Origin of the sequence: Chlorobaculum sp. 24CR, from assembly GCF_004118635.1 — a bacterium.
In the GTDB taxonomy this organism is placed as follows: domain Bacteria; phylum Bacteroidota; class Chlorobiia; order Chlorobiales; family Chlorobiaceae; genus Chlorobaculum.
This window is the reverse complement of sequence record NZ_SDGU01000025.1, coordinates 51,262-68,310: the sequence shown is the minus strand read 5'-3', so window position 1 is coordinate 68,310 and position 17,049 is coordinate 51,262. Positions and strand designations below refer to the sequence as shown.

Here is a 17,049-nt window from a genome sequence, read left to right as displayed (position 1 = left end):
GCAGCACTTTTTTCAGGACACTGTGTCTCACGGCATGTGAATAACCCATAATTCGCCTCCTCTACTTGAGGCGACATCTATGTTAACACTTAGGGCGGACGATTAAGTTCACTATCCGCTTTAGAAGGAATATCAGTTTGACTTGGAAGGGTTAGCATTTGTTATATAATCAACTTGGCTTTTATGCGTGCAGTAATCCGTCAAGATCAATTGAAAAGTTAGCCTCCACCAACTCTTGTGCCAACTTCTTTTTCCATCCCCCCGCAGAATCAAGTTCAATGTAGAGTACACCCTGATAGTCTGAAGGTATTTCAACCCCATGTTTATACAAAGCACAAACTCTAAATCGTGAAAGCTTGCCCATAAAATAACCAAGTTCAAGAATAACATTTTGGCGAGCACGAGGATTGAGACTCTTTTGATCCTTTGAGGATGCACCGACATCATCAGGCGTTAGAAGTACAACCGCAAAGCCAACGTCTGAAAAAACTTCAAATTTCTCGATAACCGTTCGCCCAGAATTAGGTTGTTCATGAAGAATAACAGGAACAAGACTCAGTCGTTCAATGAAGCGAGCAACTGTTTCTTTTGCCTCATTGTCGTGTCCGTGGACGACAAATACTTTTTTGGTTAGATGTATTGGTGATTTTAATGTAGTCGTAGTATTTTCAGATACAGATGATCCATTTTTGAAATTTTCATCAATAAGGCGAACCGCAAGGCCTTCTAAATGACCAAGTTGTTTTTCCAAACTGGACTTCCAAGATATTAAGTCTAATAAATCACGAAATTTATTTGCTGTATCTTCATCAATTGCAGTTGAAAGGAAAAAATAAACTCTATTTGACCAGCTATCATAATCTGTATAAACTTTAATATTAAAGCCAATACTTATAAGTTCTTCAATTTTAGAAGCAATATTTTTCATATAAGTTTTTTAAATAACATTGCTGGTATAAACTCTATTTTTTCAAAATTTCTCTTATCAATGTAAATACACAAAATCACACTCACAACACTTCCCACCAATCCTCTCCCCCCCCACCACAAAAAAATCCCGCCACCGGAGCACACATTCCGACAGCGGGATTCAGTTTCGTAAGCCGCATCAGCGGCTGAGGTTACAGCGTTCAGTCCTTGAGCGACTGGATCAGTTTTTCAAAGGTGTCTTCGGTGTGGCGGACGATTTCGCCCGTGACCAGATAAATCACCTCACGGGCGATTCGGGTGGCGTGGTCGGCCATGCGCTCGATGTAGCGCGACACGCTCAGGACAGCCAGCAACTGCTCGGTGTCGGTGTTGCAGGCTTTCATGGCGTCGGCCACCTTCTTGAACACAACACGGTGCATCGCATCGACATCCTCGTCCATCTCGCACACTTTTTCGGCAAGCTGTTTGTCGCCAGAGACAAACGCTTCGATGGCCTTCTTCACCATGACTGCCGAGAGATTGCCCATCTTCTCGAACTCGTAGCGCCCCATCACCTCCGGGCCAAGCTCCGGCATCCGCTCGATGATGTGCACGGCCAAGTCACCGATGCGTTCCAGATCGTCGTTGATCTTTATCATGGTCACCATCGTCCGCAAATCGCGGGCGACCGGCTGCTGAAGCGCCAGAAACGCCAGGCACTGCTCTTCGAGCTTTACCTCGGTCTGGTCGATTTCGTCGTCAACGATCCTGATCTTCCTCGCACTCTGCACATCCTGATGAGTGACGGCGTAGAGCGCCTCCCTGAAATTTTGCAGCACCTTGTCAGAAAGCTGGACAAGAGCTTCCGAAAGTTCCTTGATGTACTCGTGTACGGGTCGTTCCGACATGGGAATAAACGTTTTCGTTAGCTGAATCTTCCGGTAATGTAATCCTCGGTCATCTGGTCTTTCGGCTTGGTGAACAACCGGGTGGTCGGCGCATGTTCCACGAGCACGCCTTCGTAAAAGAACATCGTGTAGTCCGACACCCTCGAAGCCTGCTGCATGTTGTGCGTCACGATCATGATGGTGTAGCTGCCGCGAAGCTCCTGGATGAGATCCTCGATCTTGGCCGTGGCTTTCGGATCGAGCGCCGAGGTTGGTTCGTCGAGCAACAGAATCTCCGGCTCGACGGCCAGCGTGCGCGCCACGCACAACCGCTGCTGCTGGCCGCCCGACAAGCCAAGCGCGTTCTTGTCGAGCCGGTCGTTCACCTCGTCCCAGAGCGCAGCCTTGCGCAGGCTCTTTTCGACGAGGCCTTCGAGCGTCTTCTTGTCCTTCACGCCATGCAGGCGCGGGCCGTAGGCGATGTTGTCGAATATCGATTTCGGGAAAGGATTCGGCTTCTGGAACACCATGCCGATCTTCTTGCGCAGAAGAACCTCGTCGGTGAATTTACCATAAACATCTTCGCCATCAAACATTAACGCACCGGTGGTGTGGCAGTTCGGAATCAGGTCGTTCATCCGGTTGATCGCCCGCAGAAAGGTGCTCTTGCCGCATCCGCTCGGACCAATGATGGCCGTCACGTATTTGGAGAGAATATCGGCGTTGACCTTCTTGACCGCCTCGAACTCGCCGTAGTAGATCGAAAAGTTCTTGGCCACCACGTGGGGCGTGCCGCCGCCGGTGATCTTTTTGCGCTCCGGAGGAAGATAAATATCGAGCGCCGGTGAACCGTTGCCCTGTTGCTTGGTGTCGGTAGCTTCGAGTGCCATTGGCATGAGTCTCACCCTTTAAGTTTTTTGGATATGCGCGCCCTGAGGATAATGGCGCTCAGGTTGAGCAGCAGCACGATCATCACGAGCGAGAGCACCATGCCGTACTGGACATGGCGGATTTCGGCAGCGGCCTCATGCTCGCTGGCGAGGTTATAGATATTCCAGGAGAGCGCGGGCGTTGGCGAACCCAGCACGTCGCCCAGCCCGATGGCCGCGCCGACGCTGACCGCCGCCGTGAAGATGATCGGCGCGGTTTCGCCCGCCGCCCTGCCGAGGCTGATGACGCCGCCGGTCAGAATGCCCGGCAACGCCGCCGGAAGAATCACCGTCATGATGGTGTTCCACTTGGTCGAACCGAGGCTGAGCGAGGCCTCCTTGTAGGTTTTCGGCACGGACAGAATCGCCTCTTCGGCGGCGCGGATGATGGTCGGCAGAATCATGATCGCCAGGGTCAGCGAACCGGCCAGCACGCTTTTGGAGTGCGACACATGAATCGTGTTGATGAAAAAGGCCAGACCAAACAGGCCGAACACGATGCTCGGCACGCCGGCCAGCGTACTGTTGGCGCTGCGCAACATGCTGGTCAGAAAACCATCGCGAGCATACTCGGTGAAGTAAATCGCCGCGATCACGCCGAGCGGAAAGGCGAAAACCATCGCGCCGACGGCAAGAAAAATCGTGCCCTGGATTTCAGGCCAGATGCCGCCGAAAAAGTGCGCGTCGAGCGATTTTTCGGTAAAAAATCCCCAGTAAAAGGTCCATTCGGGCATCATCATCTTGTCGAGATTCTCCTCGACATAGGGAAAAAGACCGGCCAGCGAGGTTCCGGTAAATGCGCCCGCGCGGCTCACATCGTAGGGCTTGGCGATCACGTCGGGATTGGAGTAGTCCCACTTCTGCTCGTAGAGCAGGTCATGGAGTTTCTCTTCGGCCTTGTTCCATCTGGTCTGACCGTACTGGAACCGGGTCAGCGCCGGTTCGCTGTCACCGGGCAGCGGGCCGAAAAGCGCACGCAGCGCGGTCTTGACCTGGCCATAGCTGTCGCGATATTTCGACTGCTGCTCGTAATCCATCTTGTCGAGTTCCTGATCGAAGGTGGCGAGCATGTCGAAAACTTTCTGGCGAGAGCGGTTCGTCTCCGCCGCCTCCTTCTCTATCTCCCTGGCATCGCCGCGATGAAACTCGTTCAAAAGGAGCTTCCGGTGCTCGATGGTGCCCTGGAAAACAAACGCTCCCACGCCTTTGGTGACAATCGGCGTGAGCACGACCAGCAGCGCCAGGCCCATGATGACGATCGAGCCGAAACCGAGGGCGGTGAATGAACGATCGAGCAGCTTTCTGGTACCGAGATTCATAAGATCACATCAATTAAATTGAGTTGGCGTCACTGTCCGGAAAGAATCTTGCGCTGACGGACAACGATCCGTTCACTCACAAGATTGCTCACGAAGCTGACGATGAGCAAGAGCAGCCCCATCGCGAACAAAACATGGAAACGCGCCGAACCGGTCACCTGGTCGGCCTCGCCCATGTCACCGGCGATGGTGGCCGTCAGGGTACGCACCGAATCGAGATAGTTGTAAAACGGATCGGGGACGGCTGACGAGTTGCCCGACGCCATCCAGACCACCATCGTTTCACCGAGGGCGCGCATGATGCCGAGAATGACCGCGGCGAGAATACCGCTGCTGGCCGCAGGCAGAATCGTTTTGATGATGGTTTCGGCTCTGGTCGCGCCAAGCGCGTAACTCCCCTCGCGAAGCTCGCGACCAACCGCCTGGAGCGCGTCCTCCGAAACGCTGACGATGGTGGGTAAAGCCATGAAGCTCAGGATGATCGAAACGTTCAGCGCGTTGGTGCCGCTCATGATAACCAGCCCTTGCAGATGCTGACCGACAACGTAGAGCAGCAGAATCGCCAGCAGCCCGAAAACGGTGGAAAGCGCCATTTTGACCGGCTTTTTCATCGACTCTTTGGTAATCGACGACGTCAGAAGTTCCGACACCACTATAACGAAGAGCAAGAGGAACGGCGCTGCGATGACCCACCAGGTCCACATCAGGATAGGGCCGCCCTGGTTCTGAAGCAGCGGCGCGAAAACGACGAGGGCAAAAAATCCGAAGGCGACCGACGGAATCGCCGCCAGCATTTCGATGACCGGCTTGACCAACTGGCGAACCGAGAATGGAAGAATATCGGAGAGGCAGATCGAGGCGATCACGCCCATCGGCACGGCGATCAGCGCCGAACCGAGCGTCACCATGAGGCTGCCGTAAATGATGGCCAAAGCGCCGAAGTGCGGCGGATCGTCAGCCGGATACCACTCAGGGCTGGTGAAAAATTCGGCGAAGCCTCGCAGCCGAAAGAATGGAATGGCGTCGCGGGCGACAAAATAGAAGATGAACAGAACAACTATCGCCACAAAAGACGCAATCAGGAGCAGGGTCGCCTCGCCGGTTTTCTGCTTGATTTTCTGAATCTTGTGCTTTTGCGCACTGACGATGAACTCGGATGACCGACCCTGGCTCGATGCTACCTCATCACTCATACCATTGCTGTTTTGCAGGCTATCGACCTGTGCGGTTCGTGTATGCCAGACATTGGAGGCATCCCCTGTGATTAAATAAAATATATAAGCTCACGCGGCAACTTAACGCCCCAAATCTATGCCTTGAACCGGTAGAAAAAAAGGGCGGATTGTTACAATTCTGGAACATCGGATTGTGCTTCCGGCGACCGATGCCGGAACCTGCAACCGGAGAGGCTTTGGCGGTTGCAGGAAAGACATTGAAATGATACGAGCGTGATGCTGCGAGAGAGAAAATCAGTACTTCGGCACAAAACCCAGCTCGTTGATAATTCTCTTGCCTTCGGGAGTTTTCGGCAGATCGACAAATTTGGCGACCATGCCGGAGGGGCGGCCATTCGTGTACATGAACAGCGGTCGCGAAAGCGGGTAGGTTCTGTTTTTCACGGATGTCACCGAGGGAACAACGCCGTTGACGGCGACCTTTTTGACCGAAGCATCAACATAACCGAAGCCGAGAAAGCCGATAGCGCCCCGCGTCTGCGAAACGCGGTTCTTGACCGCGCCGTTGCTGGCCTGGGTTTCGGCGGTGCGAGCCACCTGTTTGCCTTTCATGACCAGCTCGCGAAAGGTCTCCTGGGTGCCGCTGTTGGATTCACGCTGGATCACCACAATCGGAAAATTCGGGCCGCCGGCCTGACGCCAGTTGGTGATTCTGCCCGAATAAATGCCGGCAATCTGCGCCTCCGTAAGAGCGCGAACCGGGTTTGAAGGATGCACGACAACGGCGATACCGTCGAGGGCGACGACGTTCTGCACCGGATTGACCCCTTTGGATTTTGCCGCCGCGATCTCCTGCGGCTTCATCGAGCGCGACATGTCGGCAATATCGCAGCTCCCGTTGATGAGGCTCTTGGCGCCATTGCCCGAACCGGACTCGCTGACCGTCACCGGCACCTTGTACTTTTTCATGAACAGGGCCGCGAAAGATTTGGAGATCGGCCCGACGGTGGTCGAACCATCGATCACGATCCCCTTCCCGGCGGCTCCGACGTTGCCAACCGTGGTCATGGCCATAATCGCCACTGATGTCAAAACGGTACCCAGCTTTCTCATTCGTTACTCCTTGTCTGTTTGAAAAAAGGCTTTATGTGCCCGGAAATTAATGAATGAGCGCCCTCATTTACAAACGGCATGATCCGCCCGGTTCGTCACGCGAATGGCGGAAAAGATTGCCAGCAAAATGCGCCTGTACCTTTACCAGTTATCTCCATGTCGCATCTCTGGTACGGGCACGCAAACCACCCCTGTACGAGGCTGTATCAAACGCCGGGAAAAACAAAAAAAGAGCATCCTCTTTGCCTTTGAGACAGTTTCCTGCGAAACTCCGGAAAAATCGATCCCGGCAAAAAGCCGAAAGCCTGCCGGGGATATGGGCAGGCTTTCGTTCAAAGAACGGAATCGTTCGTCGTGTCTCGTTCGGATCAGTAGTTGTTCACGAAACCGATTTCGCTGATGATCTTTTTGCCTTCCGGAGTTTTGTTCAGGTTGATGAACTCGGCGACGTTGCCGGTCGGCTGGCCGTTGGTGTACATGAAGAGCGGGCGGGCAACCGGGTAAGAGCCATTCTTGACCGTCTCGACGGTAGGCGCGATGCCATCGACGTTGAGCGCCTTGACCGAAGAGTCAACATAACCGAGGCCAACGAAACCGACCGCGGTCGGGGTAGAAGCCACGCGGCTCTTGACCGCGCCGTTGCTGGCCTGGGTTTCGGAGCGCTTGGAGATCGGAGCCTCCTTGCCCATGACAAGCGATTTGAAGGAGTCCTGAGTGCCGCTGTTCGACTCGCGCTGGATCATGACGATCGGAGCGTTCGGGCCACCGACCGCGCTCCAGTTGGTCACCTTGCCGGAGTAGATGTCGCGAATCTGGCGCCTGCTCAGACCGGACACCCGGTTGCCGGGGTGCACGATGATGGCGATACCATCGAGCGCAACGACATGCTCGACCGGATTGACGCCCTTCGACCTGGCGGCGGCCAGCTCATTGTCCTTCATCGCGCGTGACATGTTGGCGATGTCGCAGGTCTTGTTGATAAGGCTCTTGGCGCCGTTACCGGAACCCGACTCGCTGACGGTCACGTCAACGCCAGTGCTCTTCTTGTAGTACGAAGCAAAAGCCTTGGCGATCGGGCCGACGGTGGTTGAACCATCGAGGGTGATCTTGCCAGCAGCCGATGCATTACCGGCGCCCATCAGACCCATGACAGCCACGCCAAAAACGATTTTCTTGAACAGATTCATAGTGATTGTTCCTGATTTTTAGAATTGATTTGTTTGAAAACATTCGCATGAACATCGCGCAGCTGCCGTCAAAAAAGGTCGCCCGGCCATATCCGGGCGGCCTTCGCAGCAATCCGGATGAGCACCACACGCTCACCCAACGGAGAAAGAACACCACACAAAAAAGAACAGCAGTTAAACTTTAGAACTTCACGACCACATCAGCCTGGAGCAGATGCTGGGTCTGATCCTTTTTAGAACCATCGATATCCTGGAAGTTCATGTAGGTAGCACCGACCGTCATGTTCTGAACAAGATGATACGTGGTGCTCAGTTTGAAACCTTCAAGGTTGGTCGATCTGCCTGCGTTACGATCCGAATCGGTGAAGATCGTCACGGCATCCTCCTCGATATGCACATACTCGGCGGAACCTTCGAGCTGACCGGGGTTCTTGGCCTTGCCGATTTTCAAGCCGATCAGGTAGGCATCACGAGCGTTGTTGTCGATTGCATAGTTGATGGAGCTGTTCGAGGCGGTGTTGAAGGCATACTGACCATAGAGCTTCCATGGCACGGTTTCGGTAATGTCGCCACCAAGGCTGCCAAAGAACTCGACGATGTTAAAGTCTTTGCCGGTGTAGTCAAATACCGGAGTAAACCCGAGGATATTAACTTTGCCATCGTTATCCTTGTCATTATCTAAATCAAAGTGCACGAAATCGTAGTAACCAACGCCGAGATCAAAACCGAGATCGCTGACCTCACCCTTGTACGCCCCCTGGAAAGCGAGCAGGTAAGGGTCTGACTTGGCTTTGTCTTCATCGAGTGAGTACCAGCCGGCAATAGCACCAAAACCGCTCTTCTGCTTGCCGTCGGTATCTTTGCCATACTGAAGGGTCGCGCCTTCAAGGGTCAGATCGCCATCCCAGACCAGATCTTTCTCGATAAAAAGGGTCTTGGCGATATCACGTTTGCCGAGCAGGATGTTCACGTCGCCATTGAGGAACATCGGATGATAGTTGATGTAAGCCTCGTCAAGCATGATATTCTTGGCGCTGAATCCATTTTCAAGGGTCTGGTTGCGAGAGATAGGATCACTGTCATTGCCTGTTGCAAGTCTCAATCCGGCAGAAAGTTCTTCGTTGATCCAGGGGGTCACACCGAAACGAACGCGGATACGGTGGCGATCACGGCTATGCTCGTTATCCTGCTTGATTTCGGACTGGTAACGGTAGCGGATATCGCCTTTCCAGTTCCAGTCAACAGCCTGGGCGTTGTTGAACCCGAGGGCTGTTGCCAGTCCTAAGAGAAAAAGAGTTTTTTTCATGATAAGGTCTTTTGTGTTGTGCTGTACTGTTTTGTGCCGTCCTGAGACTGCGTGAACACGGAGGGCCACCCGGCCCAGTCCTGTAACGGGCACAATCTACGCCGGACTTTATTGAGGAATCATTGAGGGATTGCAAAGAAATTGCAAACAAACGGGCAGAGTCGGCGGAGCGTAAGCCGCCATAAAAAAAGCCGCCCCGACAAGTCGGAACGGCTTTGCAGCAATCCGGATGAGCACCACACACTCACCCAACGCAAAAAGAACAACACACAAAAAGAACAGCAGTCAAACTCCTCAGAACTTGACCACAACGTCAGCTTGGACGCGGTGATGCGTATCATCCGAACCGATGATGTCCTTGAAGTTGAAGTAGTTCACGCCAAGCGCCATGTTCTGGATGAGCTGATAGGTTGCGCTGAGCTTGACGCCTTTGAGGTTCGTCCTTGAGCCGTCATTACGATCCGCATCGGAAAATTTAGAAACAGCGTCCTGTTCGATACGCACGTACTCGGCTGAACCTTCGAGCTGACCCGGATTCTTGGCCTTGCCGATTTTCAAGCCGATCAGGTAGGCATCACGCTCACTATCGGTGATGTTAACGTTATTATCATGCGAAGCGGTGTTGAAAGCATACTGGCCATAGAGCTTCCACGGGACGGTTTCGGTAATGTCGCCACCAAGGCTGCCGAAGAACTCGACGATGTTGAAGTCCTTGCCGATGTAGTTGAACTCTGGAGAGAAACCAAGGTCGTCATTAGCACCAGCAACACCGGTCTGCAAGTTATTCAGATCGAAGTGCACGAAATCGTAATATCCAACACCGATGTCGTACTTGAGGTTGCTGGCTTCGCCTTTGTAAGCGCCCTGGAACGCAAGCAGGTACGGATCCTGTTCCGCTCCGTTTTCATCGATGGCATACCAGCCAACAACCGCGCCGAAACCGCTCTTCTGCTTGCCATCAATGTCCTTGCCATACTGAACCGTGGCGCCTTCAAGAGTCACATCGCTGTCCCAGACCAGATCTTTCTCGACAAAGAGAGTCTTTGCGACATCGCGCTTGCCGAGCACGGCGTTGACGTTGCCATCGAGAAACATCGGATGGTAGTTGATGTAGGCCTCATCCAGCAAAATATCTTTGGCGGTAAAACCATCGCCAAGCGTCTGGTTGCGAGAGGTCGGGTCGTTGGGATCCCCCGTGGCGAGGCGCAAGCCGACGGAGAGCTCCTCGTTGATCCAGGGGTTCACGCCGAAACGGAGGCGGATGCGATGACGGTCGCGGCTGTGCTCGGCGTTCTCGGTAATGCTGGATTCGTAGCGATAGCGGAAATCGCCTTTCCAGTTCCAGTCAACGGCCTCGGCGTTGTTGAAACCCATCGCGGTTGCGAGGGCTACAAAGAAAAGGGTTTTCTTCATGATGCGGTTTTTTGGTTTTGTGCTGTGCTGCTGTGCTGTTTCGTAAGCTTGTGAATACGCGGAAAGCCATGCGACGCTCCTTTACGGACGTAAGCTTACTACCACAATTGTTAAACAATTGTTAAGAAACAAACAAGCAACAATCACATTATATTACCGCATAATTATTTAACTATATAATAAATAACGAGTAAGCGTGAGCACTTTTTTTTGCAAACCATAGCCAGAACCGCTGATTTTTACAAATCTTACCCAAAACCCGCCACCGCGACCATACTGACTGGACGTTTCGTCGCCACCGATTCATGCCATCCGTCACACCTGCGCAGAGAGTCCGCGCCGCTTGGCGTTCCGGGCTTCGACTTTGCCGCGCAACCCCTCGACCAGCTCCTGATACAACCGGCTCCGGCTGTCCTTGACCCGGTTGTAGAGTTTGATGATGTCGAGCGTCAGAATAATGCGCGTCGAGCTGCAATTGAGTTCACCGAACAGATGGCTGCCGATCACCTCGAAGCCGAGCACCCGCGTGTGGAAGTTGAGCGGCGAATGCTCCTCGCCCTCGAAAACGTCGGTGATGAAGTGCGTGTAGCCCCGCTCGATCACCTCGGCGCTGGCCACGCGCATGAGACGCAGGGCGACGCGGTGCTGCCGCCGGAACTGCGGGCGGATCATAAACCTGCCGATTTCGACGTACTGCCCGGCAGCCCGGAGCGTTTCAAGATCGATGCCCGGCGCGAACTTCACCTGGCACGTCTCCGGCAACTCCAGCGGCGGATCGTAGTAGAGGCGCATCACCCCGGCAGGCTGGTCGCCCACTCTGGCCAGGAACCATGAATACTCAAGGTTCCCATCCAGAAACTCCGGAATCTGCTCGCCGGCATCCTTCATCCACTGCTTCTCCCGGACAAACACCTCCTCGATCACCCCGAGCGCTTCGAGCCGGTCTTGGGGCGTCAGCACCTTCGATACGGTTATGACGGACATAGGGCCTCCATTGATGGTTTGAGAGTCGGAATCGGTTCCGGTTCAGATTCGGTGTACGGATAACTCTTGCCGCAGAGCGGCGATATGGCCAGCATCACCTCGTCGGCAATCTCACCGGCGAGTCGCCGCTTGAGGGCGCGGCTCGCTCCGGCGTCCGGCCCGGCCACGGAAGCGCGGTGCCGCTCGAACTGCATCGGCTCGCCAAAACGAAGCACGATTTTGCCGACAAGCGGTACGCGGCCACGCCTGCGGGCGGCGACGAACTCGATGCCCACGGGAATGACCGGCGCGGCCGATTCGAGCGCGATAGAGCCGATGCCCGGCTTCGCTTTGAGTAATCTGAATGGATCGCCGTTGCGCGTGCCTTCGGGAAAGATGCCGATGCTCGCGCCCTCGCGGAGCCGCCGGACGCACTCGTCGCGGCTGGAGGAGGAAGCCGCCTTCTCGCGGCGGCGTTCGAGGAACGCCCAGGTCGAGCGCTTGTGCCAGACGTAAACCGGATCGATCTGCTTCATCAGCCAGCCGACGACGGGCAGGCGACCGAACATCCAGTCAATCACGAAACTGACGCGCCGCCCGCCAAGCAACCAGATGAGCAGCACCGGCACAAAGAGCGATTCAAAAGCATTGTTGTGATTGAAGGCGTAGATGCAGGGCGACGAGCCGTTGCGTTCAAGCCGCCCGGCCCCCTCGACCTCGACGAAAAACAGGTTCGGTGCCATGAGCAGCCTCAGCAGAAAGGCTTTGCCACCCGTGAGATGCGGCAACGGCCTGCAAAAAAGCTCGACGAACCGGTTCATTGTAAATTCTTATAGGACTTATAGGTCTTATAGGTCGTATAAGTCCTATAGGATTGAAGATTGAAGAGGCTGATTGTTTTGCCAACGCTCAAAATTAACCGCCGATTGTTGGGCGTTCGTGGAGGGCGGGCAACGATTTGGCAACTTCTGCCGGGCCGCATGAGGCGGCGGCTCGAATGCCTGCGTTTGCGGCTTTCACTCTTGGCCGGTGAAGCGTATATTGTGCGCAGCCGGAAGCGGCTGGCACTTTGCGATGAACCGTCAAACCGATGAAAAACAATGAGTGAGAAGAGCTGGAGCGATACCGAACGATTTGATAACAAGGCCGCCGAGTGGGACGCCAACGCCGTCCGCGCGGCGCTCGCCGATGGCGTGGCTCGCGCGATCATCGCGCACATGCCGGTCAGCAAACCGGCCAACGCGCTGGAGTTTGGCTGCGGAACGGGCCTGGTGACCACACGCATCGCGCCGCACTGCGCCCGGCTGACCGCCGTGGACAGCTCGTCGGAGATGCTGCGGATGCTCGGCGAAAAGATCGCCGCCGGAAACATCGCCAACATCGAGCCGCTGCATCTCGACTTCAGCCGCCCCGAAAAGGCTGCCGGGCTTGAGCGCGACTACGACTTCGTCTATAGCAGCATGACGCTGCACCACATTCCCGATACCGCGAGCTTCCTGCGCGAGCTCGTCGCTCACCTCTCACCCGGCGGTACGCTCGCCATCGCCGATCTCGACGCCGAGGACGGCCTTTTCCACGACGACGCCACCGAAAAGGTGCACCACGGCTTCGACCGCGCGGTGCTCAAAACGCTCCTCGAATCGGCGGGATTTGCGGGGGTCTCCTTCATGACTGCGCACGTCATCGAAAAGAAAAACCGCGAGGGCAATCTGAAAAGCTACCCGGTCTTTCTTGTCACCGCGCTCAAACCCAAGGCATAACGCATGATGAATCAGTCAGTTACCCAGAAATTCTCCGCCGTGGTGTTCGACATGGACGGCACGCTCCTCGACACGCTCACGGACATCTCCCACAGCCTCAACTCGGTGCTCGAAGAGGAGGGCTACCCCACCCACACGGTCGAGGTGTGCCGGGTGATGGTCGGCTTCGGCATGCGTGAGCTGGTCAGGAAAGCGCTGCCCGAAAGCGCCCACGACGAGGCCATCACCGAGCCACTGCTCAAAAAGATGCAGGCGCGATACGCCGAGCACTGGAACGACAGCTCACGCCCCTACGACGGCGTCGCCGAACTGCTCGACGCCATCGACCGGCTGGGGCTGAAAAAGGCGATTCTCTCGAACAAGCCCGACCGCTTCACCCGCCAGTGCGCCGAAGCGCTGCTCGCGCCATGGAAGTTCGACGTCATCATGGGCTTCCGCGAAGGCATCGCGCCCAAGCCCGACCCGACCGGCGCGTTGATGGTGGCCGAAGAACTCGGCGTCCAGCCCGCCTCGATTCTGTACGTCGGCGACAGCGGCGTGGACATGAAAACCGCCACCGCCGCCGGCATGTACCCCCTCGGCGTCACCTGGGGCTACCGCCCCGGAGACGAACTACTCGCCACCGGCGCGGCAAAGCTCGTCTCGTCGCCAGAAGAGATTATCCCGCTGCTCACCGCCTGACCTCCTAACCGCCGGAAAGAGCAACAGTTAACACGTTCGTAACCTTTCCGGCGGAAACTATTTGCTACTTTTCCCCGTACAAAACAGAAGCAGCCGTTCTGTATGCGGCTACTTGCGCGATTCGATCGCCCGGCCAATGGCCTGGAACCGGATCGCCCTCATCACCGGACTGCATTGCCGCCTTGAAATCCGTTGAACCATCGACTTCCAGCACCATTTCGCGCGTCATGAATCCTCCCAACCCAGAAAACCTTCCGGCGGCATTGCTCACGGAGACCCCGAAACGCAACGGCAACAGTCAGGCCGACAAGCCTGACTTCACCGACCCGTCGCTCTACCTCAACCGGGAGTTGAGCTGGCTCTATTTCAACCGCCGGGTGCTCGACGAGGCGATCCGCCCCGGTGAGCATCCGCTCATCGAACGGGCCAAGTTCATCGCCATCTTCAGCTCCAACCTCGACGAGTTTTTCATGATCCGCGTGGCGGGCATCGAAAAGCAGGTCGAAGCCGGAATCCGCAAAAAAACCATCGACGGCTTCACGCCATCCCAGCAGCTCGAACGCATCCGGGCGGAGGTGCTCGAACAGCTCAGGCTGCGCAACGCCTGTTTCTACGGCGACATCCTGCCCGCGCTGGCCTCGGAGGGGATCACCTTCGTGCGCTTCAGCGACCTCGCTCTCGGCGAGCGCGAGGCGTTGAACGCATACTTCCGCGAGGAGATCTATCCCGTGCTCACGCCGCTGGCGTTCGACACCGGCCACCCCTTCCCCTTCATGTCGAACCTGTCGCTGAACCTGGCCATCGAGCTGAACGACATCGGGCACGGCAGCCTGAAGTTCGCCCGCGTCAAGGTGCCGAGTGTGCTGCCGCGCCTGTTGAAACTCAACGACATCGAGGGGCTGTGCAACGGCCCGTCGTGCCTGCGCTTTCTCTGGATCGAGGAGCTGATCCAGCACAACCTCGGCCTCCTGTTTCCGACGATGGAGATCGTGCAGTCGCACCAGTTCCGCATCATCCGCGACGCCGACATCGAAATCGAGGAGGACGAAGCGGGCGACCTGTTGCAAACCATCGAAAAAGGCGTCAGATCGCGCCGTTACGGCGACGTCGTGCGGCTCGACATCAGCCCGGAAATGCCCGATTTCGTGCGGCAGTTGCTGGTCAACAACCTCGAAATCGAGGAGCGGAACGTCTATGAAATCGACGGCGCGCTTGGCCTCGGCTGCCTGATGGAGCTGCTCAAAATCGACCGGCCATCGCTCAAGGACGAGCCGTTCATTGCGCATAATCCCTTCGAGGAGCCGCGAAACGCCGATATTTTCCGGGCCATCGATTCGGGCGACCTGCTCTTTTATCACCCGTACGACTCGTTCCAGCCGGTAGTCGATTTCATCGACCGGGCGGCGAGCGACCCCGACGTGCTCTCCATCAAGCAGACCCTCTACCGGGTCGGCGGCAACTCTCCCATCGTCAAGTCGCTGATGAAGGCCGCCGAACTCGGCAAGCAGGTGGCCGTGCTGGTGGAGCTGAAGGCGCGCTTCGACGAGGAGAACAACATCGTGTGGGCGCGAGCGCTCGAAGAGGTCGGCGCGCACGTCATCTACGGCCTGCCCGGCCTCAAAACCCACGCCAAGCTCACGCTCGTGGTGCGCCGCGAAGCGCAGGGCCTCAGGCGCTACCTGCACCTCGGCACGGGCAACTACAACCCCTCGACCGGCAAGCTCTACACCGACTACAGCTTTTTCACCGACGACGACCGGCTCTCGTGCGAGGTCTCGGAGCTGTTCAACGCGCTGACCGGCTATTTCAGATATACCGATTACCGCCATCTCCTGGTCTCGCCGATCAACACGAGAAAACGGATCATCGAGATGATCGAGCGCGAAATCGCCTGGGCCGAAAAAGGCGGCGGAAAAATCATGATGAAAATGAACTCGCTGGTCGATCCGGCCACCATCCAGGCGCTCTACCGGGCGTCGCGGGCGGGAGTGCGGGTCGAGCTGGTCGTACGCGGCATCTGTTGCCTCAAGCCGGGTATTCCGGGCGTGAGCGAGAATATCCGGGTCATCAGCATCATCGGGCGTTACCTCGAACACAGCCGCGCCTACTGGTTCTCGAACGGCGGCAAGCCGGAGCTGTACCTCGGCAGCGCCGACCTCATGCCGCGCAACCTCGACGACCGCGTCGAAACGCTCTTTCCGATCCTCGATCCGGCGCTCGTCGAGCGGGTCAAAAACGACCTCGAACTCCAGCTCGCCGACAACCTCAAGGCGTGGAAGATTGAGCCAAGCGGCAACTGCACGCTTTTGCGCAACGACGCGCCGGAGGTCAACAGCCAGGAGCGATTCATGAAGCGCCGCACGCAGAAAAAGAAAGCGACCGGCATCAAGGGCCGACTCGCCATGAACTGAACCGGAACGGCAACGAAGCGGTAACGATTCTGTCAACACTTTGCAACGAAACGAAATATTGCGCGACGGCCAGCTAACTTGGTCGCCATGAATACCGAAAAAACTGTTCAATCCGATGCCTTCCCGAAAGGGCCACGACCGGCATCGCATCATCGTTCCGCAATGATGCGCACATTCAGAGATATAATGGGCAGGCTCGATGGCACAAGCGATATCGACTGCTCGAACCTGGGGCTGACCTCGCTCGAAGGGTGCCCGGAGATCGTCGAAGGCTCGTTCAACTGCTCCGGAAATCTGTTGACCTCGCTCGAAGGAGCGCCGCGAATCACCGGCAGCTTCGACTGCTCCGGCAACGAACTCAGTTCGCTCGAAGGCGGGCCGGACAAAATCAACGGCGATTTCAACTGCTCGTCAAACCGGCTCTCCTGCCTGAAGGGCGCGCCGAAAAAGGTGAAGGGCGATTTCAACTGCTCCGGCAACCGCCTGATTTCACTGCTCGGTTCGCCGAAAAAGGTGAAGGGAGTGTTCGACTGCTCCGGCAACCGGCTCGGTTCGCTCTATGGCGGCCCGCTCGAAACCGGCTCGTTCAACTGCTCATCGAACCGCTTGCGCTCGCTCCAGGGCGCGCCCGACGAAGTCCACGCCGGTTTCGACTGCTCGACGAACCAGCTCGCCTCGCTCGACGGCGCGCCTGAGTTCGTCAATGGAGACTTCCGTTGCGCCGACAACTGGCTCGAAAATCTCGCGCACGGGCCGGTCGAGGTGGCGGGCAACTTCAACTGCTCCGGCAACCGCCTCATGAGCCTCAAGCGATTTCCGAAACGGGTCAGGGGCACGATCGACTGCTCTGGCAACCCGGCCACCGCCTGTAACAGTCCGAAACCGGAGCCAGACCGGAGCTGCATCCGGCTTGTCCGGGATGGCTCGGTGCGCTGCTGCTGCCAGGAAACCGGCGAACGCCATATCAAGGCGCTTTCTTCATAACCGCTGAAACCG

At 56.4% G+C, this 17,049-nt stretch carries 16 protein-coding genes; 4 read left to right on the top strand and 12 right to left on the bottom strand.

What is annotated here, in order from left to right:
* Nucleotides 1-181: 181 nt before the first annotated feature.
* From EST62_RS05910 to EST62_RS05860, 11 genes are all read right to left on the bottom strand, one after another.
* A complete protein-coding gene (locus EST62_RS05910) occupies nucleotides 182-928 on the bottom strand; it encodes a TIR domain-containing protein (protein WP_129051184.1) in 747 nt (248 codons plus the stop codon).
* A gap of 202 nt (nucleotides 929-1,130) precedes the next feature.
* Nucleotides 1,131-1,817, bottom strand: coding sequence for a phosphate signaling complex protein PhoU (phoU, locus tag EST62_RS05905; RefSeq protein ID WP_129051183.1), 687 nt, complete (start codon nucleotides 1,815-1,817; stop codon nucleotides 1,131-1,133).
* A gap of 17 nt (nucleotides 1,818-1,834) precedes the next feature.
* Nucleotides 1,835-2,692 (bottom strand): phosphate ABC transporter ATP-binding protein PstB, encoded by an 858-nt coding sequence (gene pstB / locus EST62_RS05900; protein WP_209019410.1) that lies wholly within the window; start codon nucleotides 2,690-2,692, stop codon nucleotides 1,835-1,837.
* A gap of 5 nt (nucleotides 2,693-2,697) precedes the next feature.
* Nucleotides 2,698-4,044: a phosphate ABC transporter permease PstA gene (pstA, locus tag EST62_RS05895; RefSeq protein ID WP_129051182.1), complete on the bottom strand. Its 1,347-nt coding sequence runs from the start codon at nucleotides 4,042-4,044 to the stop codon at nucleotides 2,698-2,700.
* Between the two features lie 29 nt (nucleotides 4,045-4,073).
* On the bottom strand, nucleotides 4,074-5,237 hold the full coding sequence (locus EST62_RS05890) for a PstC family ABC transporter permease (protein ID WP_129051181.1): 1,164 nt from the start codon (nucleotides 5,235-5,237) through the stop codon (nucleotides 4,074-4,076).
* Nucleotides 5,238-5,513: 276 nt separating this feature from the next.
* Complete coding sequence (locus tag EST62_RS05885; protein WP_129051180.1) at nucleotides 5,514-6,332, bottom strand: PstS family phosphate ABC transporter substrate-binding protein; 819 nt, start codon at nucleotides 6,330-6,332, stop codon at nucleotides 5,514-5,516.
* 368 nt (nucleotides 6,333-6,700) lie between these two features.
* Entirely contained in the window at nucleotides 6,701-7,519 is an 819-nt protein-coding gene (locus EST62_RS05880) for a phosphate ABC transporter substrate-binding protein (RefSeq protein ID WP_129051179.1), read from the bottom strand.
* 181 nt (nucleotides 7,520-7,700) lie between these two features.
* Nucleotides 7,701-8,825, bottom strand: coding sequence for a putative porin (locus tag EST62_RS05875; protein ID WP_129051178.1), 1,125 nt, complete (start codon nucleotides 8,823-8,825; stop codon nucleotides 7,701-7,703).
* A gap of 294 nt (nucleotides 8,826-9,119) precedes the next feature.
* Nucleotides 9,120-10,238, bottom strand: coding sequence for a putative porin (locus tag EST62_RS05870; RefSeq protein ID WP_129051177.1), 1,119 nt, complete (start codon nucleotides 10,236-10,238; stop codon nucleotides 9,120-9,122).
* Between the two features lie 315 nt (nucleotides 10,239-10,553).
* A complete protein-coding gene (locus EST62_RS05865) occupies nucleotides 10,554-11,222 on the bottom strand; it encodes a GNAT family N-acetyltransferase (protein ID WP_129051176.1) in 669 nt (222 codons plus the stop codon).
* The gene (locus tag EST62_RS05860) at nucleotides 11,210-11,944 is read right to left on the bottom strand and encodes a 1-acyl-sn-glycerol-3-phosphate acyltransferase (protein ID WP_245153490.1); all 735 of its coding nucleotides are present in this window, start codon (nucleotides 11,942-11,944) and stop codon (nucleotides 11,210-11,212) included. Before EST62_RS05860 ends, EST62_RS05865 begins: the two co-directional genes overlap by 13 nt.
* A 357-nt stretch (nucleotides 11,945-12,301) precedes the next feature.
* Here EST62_RS05860 and EST62_RS05850 point away from each other — a divergent pair, with 357 nt between their 5' ends.
* Together EST62_RS05850 and EST62_RS05845 are read left to right on the top strand one after the other, a co-directional pair.
* Nucleotides 12,302-12,961, top strand: coding sequence for a class I SAM-dependent methyltransferase (locus EST62_RS05850; RefSeq protein ID WP_129051173.1), 660 nt, complete (start codon nucleotides 12,302-12,304; stop codon nucleotides 12,959-12,961).
* A gap of 3 nt (nucleotides 12,962-12,964) precedes the next feature.
* Complete coding sequence (locus EST62_RS05845; protein ID WP_129051172.1) at nucleotides 12,965-13,642, top strand: HAD family hydrolase; 678 nt, start codon at nucleotides 12,965-12,967, stop codon at nucleotides 13,640-13,642.
* Between the two features lie 64 nt (nucleotides 13,643-13,706).
* Here EST62_RS05845 and EST62_RS13445 read toward each other — a convergent pair whose 3' ends face one another.
* On the bottom strand, nucleotides 13,707-13,871 hold the full coding sequence (locus EST62_RS13445) for a hypothetical protein (protein ID WP_167599205.1): 165 nt from the start codon (nucleotides 13,869-13,871) through the stop codon (nucleotides 13,707-13,709).
* Here EST62_RS13445 and ppk1 point away from each other — a divergent pair.
* Nucleotides 13,870-16,053, top strand: a complete 2,184-nt coding sequence (gene ppk1, locus EST62_RS05840) for a polyphosphate kinase 1 (RefSeq protein ID WP_129051171.1) — start codon at nucleotides 13,870-13,872, stop codon at nucleotides 16,051-16,053. The two genes, EST62_RS13445 and ppk1, sit on opposite strands and share 2 nt — an antisense overlap.
* A 186-nt stretch (nucleotides 16,054-16,239) precedes the next feature.
* Entirely contained in the window at nucleotides 16,240-17,037 is a 798-nt protein-coding gene (locus EST62_RS05830; protein ID WP_167599204.1) for a hypothetical protein, read from the top strand.
* Nucleotides 17,038-17,049 lie beyond the last annotated feature (12 nt).

What these genes read in the sequence shown, in the direction of transcription:
- EST62_RS05910 (WP_129051184.1), bottom strand. Translation starts at nt 928, where the DNA reads ATGAAAAATATTGCTTCTAAAATTGAAGAACTTATAAGTATTGGCTTT.
- EST62_RS05870 (WP_129051177.1), bottom strand. Translation starts at nt 10,238, where the DNA reads ATGAAGAAAACCCTTTTCTTTGTAGCCCTCGCAACCGCGATGGGTTTC.
- EST62_RS05845 (WP_129051172.1), top strand. Translation starts at nt 12,965, where the DNA reads ATGATGAATCAGTCAGTTACCCAGAAATTCTCCGCCGTGGTGTTCGAC.
- EST62_RS05865 (WP_129051176.1), bottom strand. Translation starts at nt 11,222, where the DNA reads ATGTCCGTCATAACCGTATCGAAGGTGCTGACGCCCCAAGACCGGCTC.
- pstA (WP_129051182.1), bottom strand. Translation starts at nt 4,044, where the DNA reads ATGAATCTCGGTACCAGAAAGCTGCTCGATCGTTCATTCACCGCCCTC.
- EST62_RS05890 (WP_129051181.1), bottom strand. Translation starts at nt 5,237, where the DNA reads ATGAGTGATGAGGTAGCATCGAGCCAGGGTCGGTCATCCGAGTTCATC.
- ppk1 (WP_129051171.1), top strand. Translation starts at nt 13,870, where the DNA reads ATGAATCCTCCCAACCCAGAAAACCTTCCGGCGGCATTGCTCACGGAG.
- EST62_RS05880 (WP_129051179.1), bottom strand. Translation starts at nt 7,519, where the DNA reads ATGAATCTGTTCAAGAAAATCGTTTTTGGCGTGGCTGTCATGGGTCTG.
- EST62_RS05860 (WP_245153490.1), bottom strand. Translation starts at nt 11,944, where the DNA reads ATGGCACCGAACCTGTTTTTCGTCGAGGTCGAGGGGGCCGGGCGGCTT.
- EST62_RS05875 (WP_129051178.1), bottom strand. Translation starts at nt 8,825, where the DNA reads ATGAAAAAAACTCTTTTTCTCTTAGGACTGGCAACAGCCCTCGGGTTC.
- EST62_RS05885 (WP_129051180.1), bottom strand. Translation starts at nt 6,332, where the DNA reads ATGAGAAAGCTGGGTACCGTTTTGACATCAGTGGCGATTATGGCCATG.
- phoU (WP_129051183.1), bottom strand. Translation starts at nt 1,817, where the DNA reads ATGTCGGAACGACCCGTACACGAGTACATCAAGGAACTTTCGGAAGCT.
- pstB (WP_209019410.1), bottom strand. Translation starts at nt 2,692, where the DNA reads ATGCCAATGGCACTCGAAGCTACCGACACCAAGCAACAGGGCAACGGT.
- EST62_RS13445 (WP_167599205.1), bottom strand. Translation starts at nt 13,871, where the DNA reads ATGACGCGCGAAATGGTGCTGGAAGTCGATGGTTCAACGGATTTCAAG.
- EST62_RS05830 (WP_167599204.1), top strand. Translation starts at nt 16,240, where the DNA reads ATGGGCAGGCTCGATGGCACAAGCGATATCGACTGCTCGAACCTGGGG.
- EST62_RS05850 (WP_129051173.1), top strand. Translation starts at nt 12,302, where the DNA reads ATGAGTGAGAAGAGCTGGAGCGATACCGAACGATTTGATAACAAGGCC.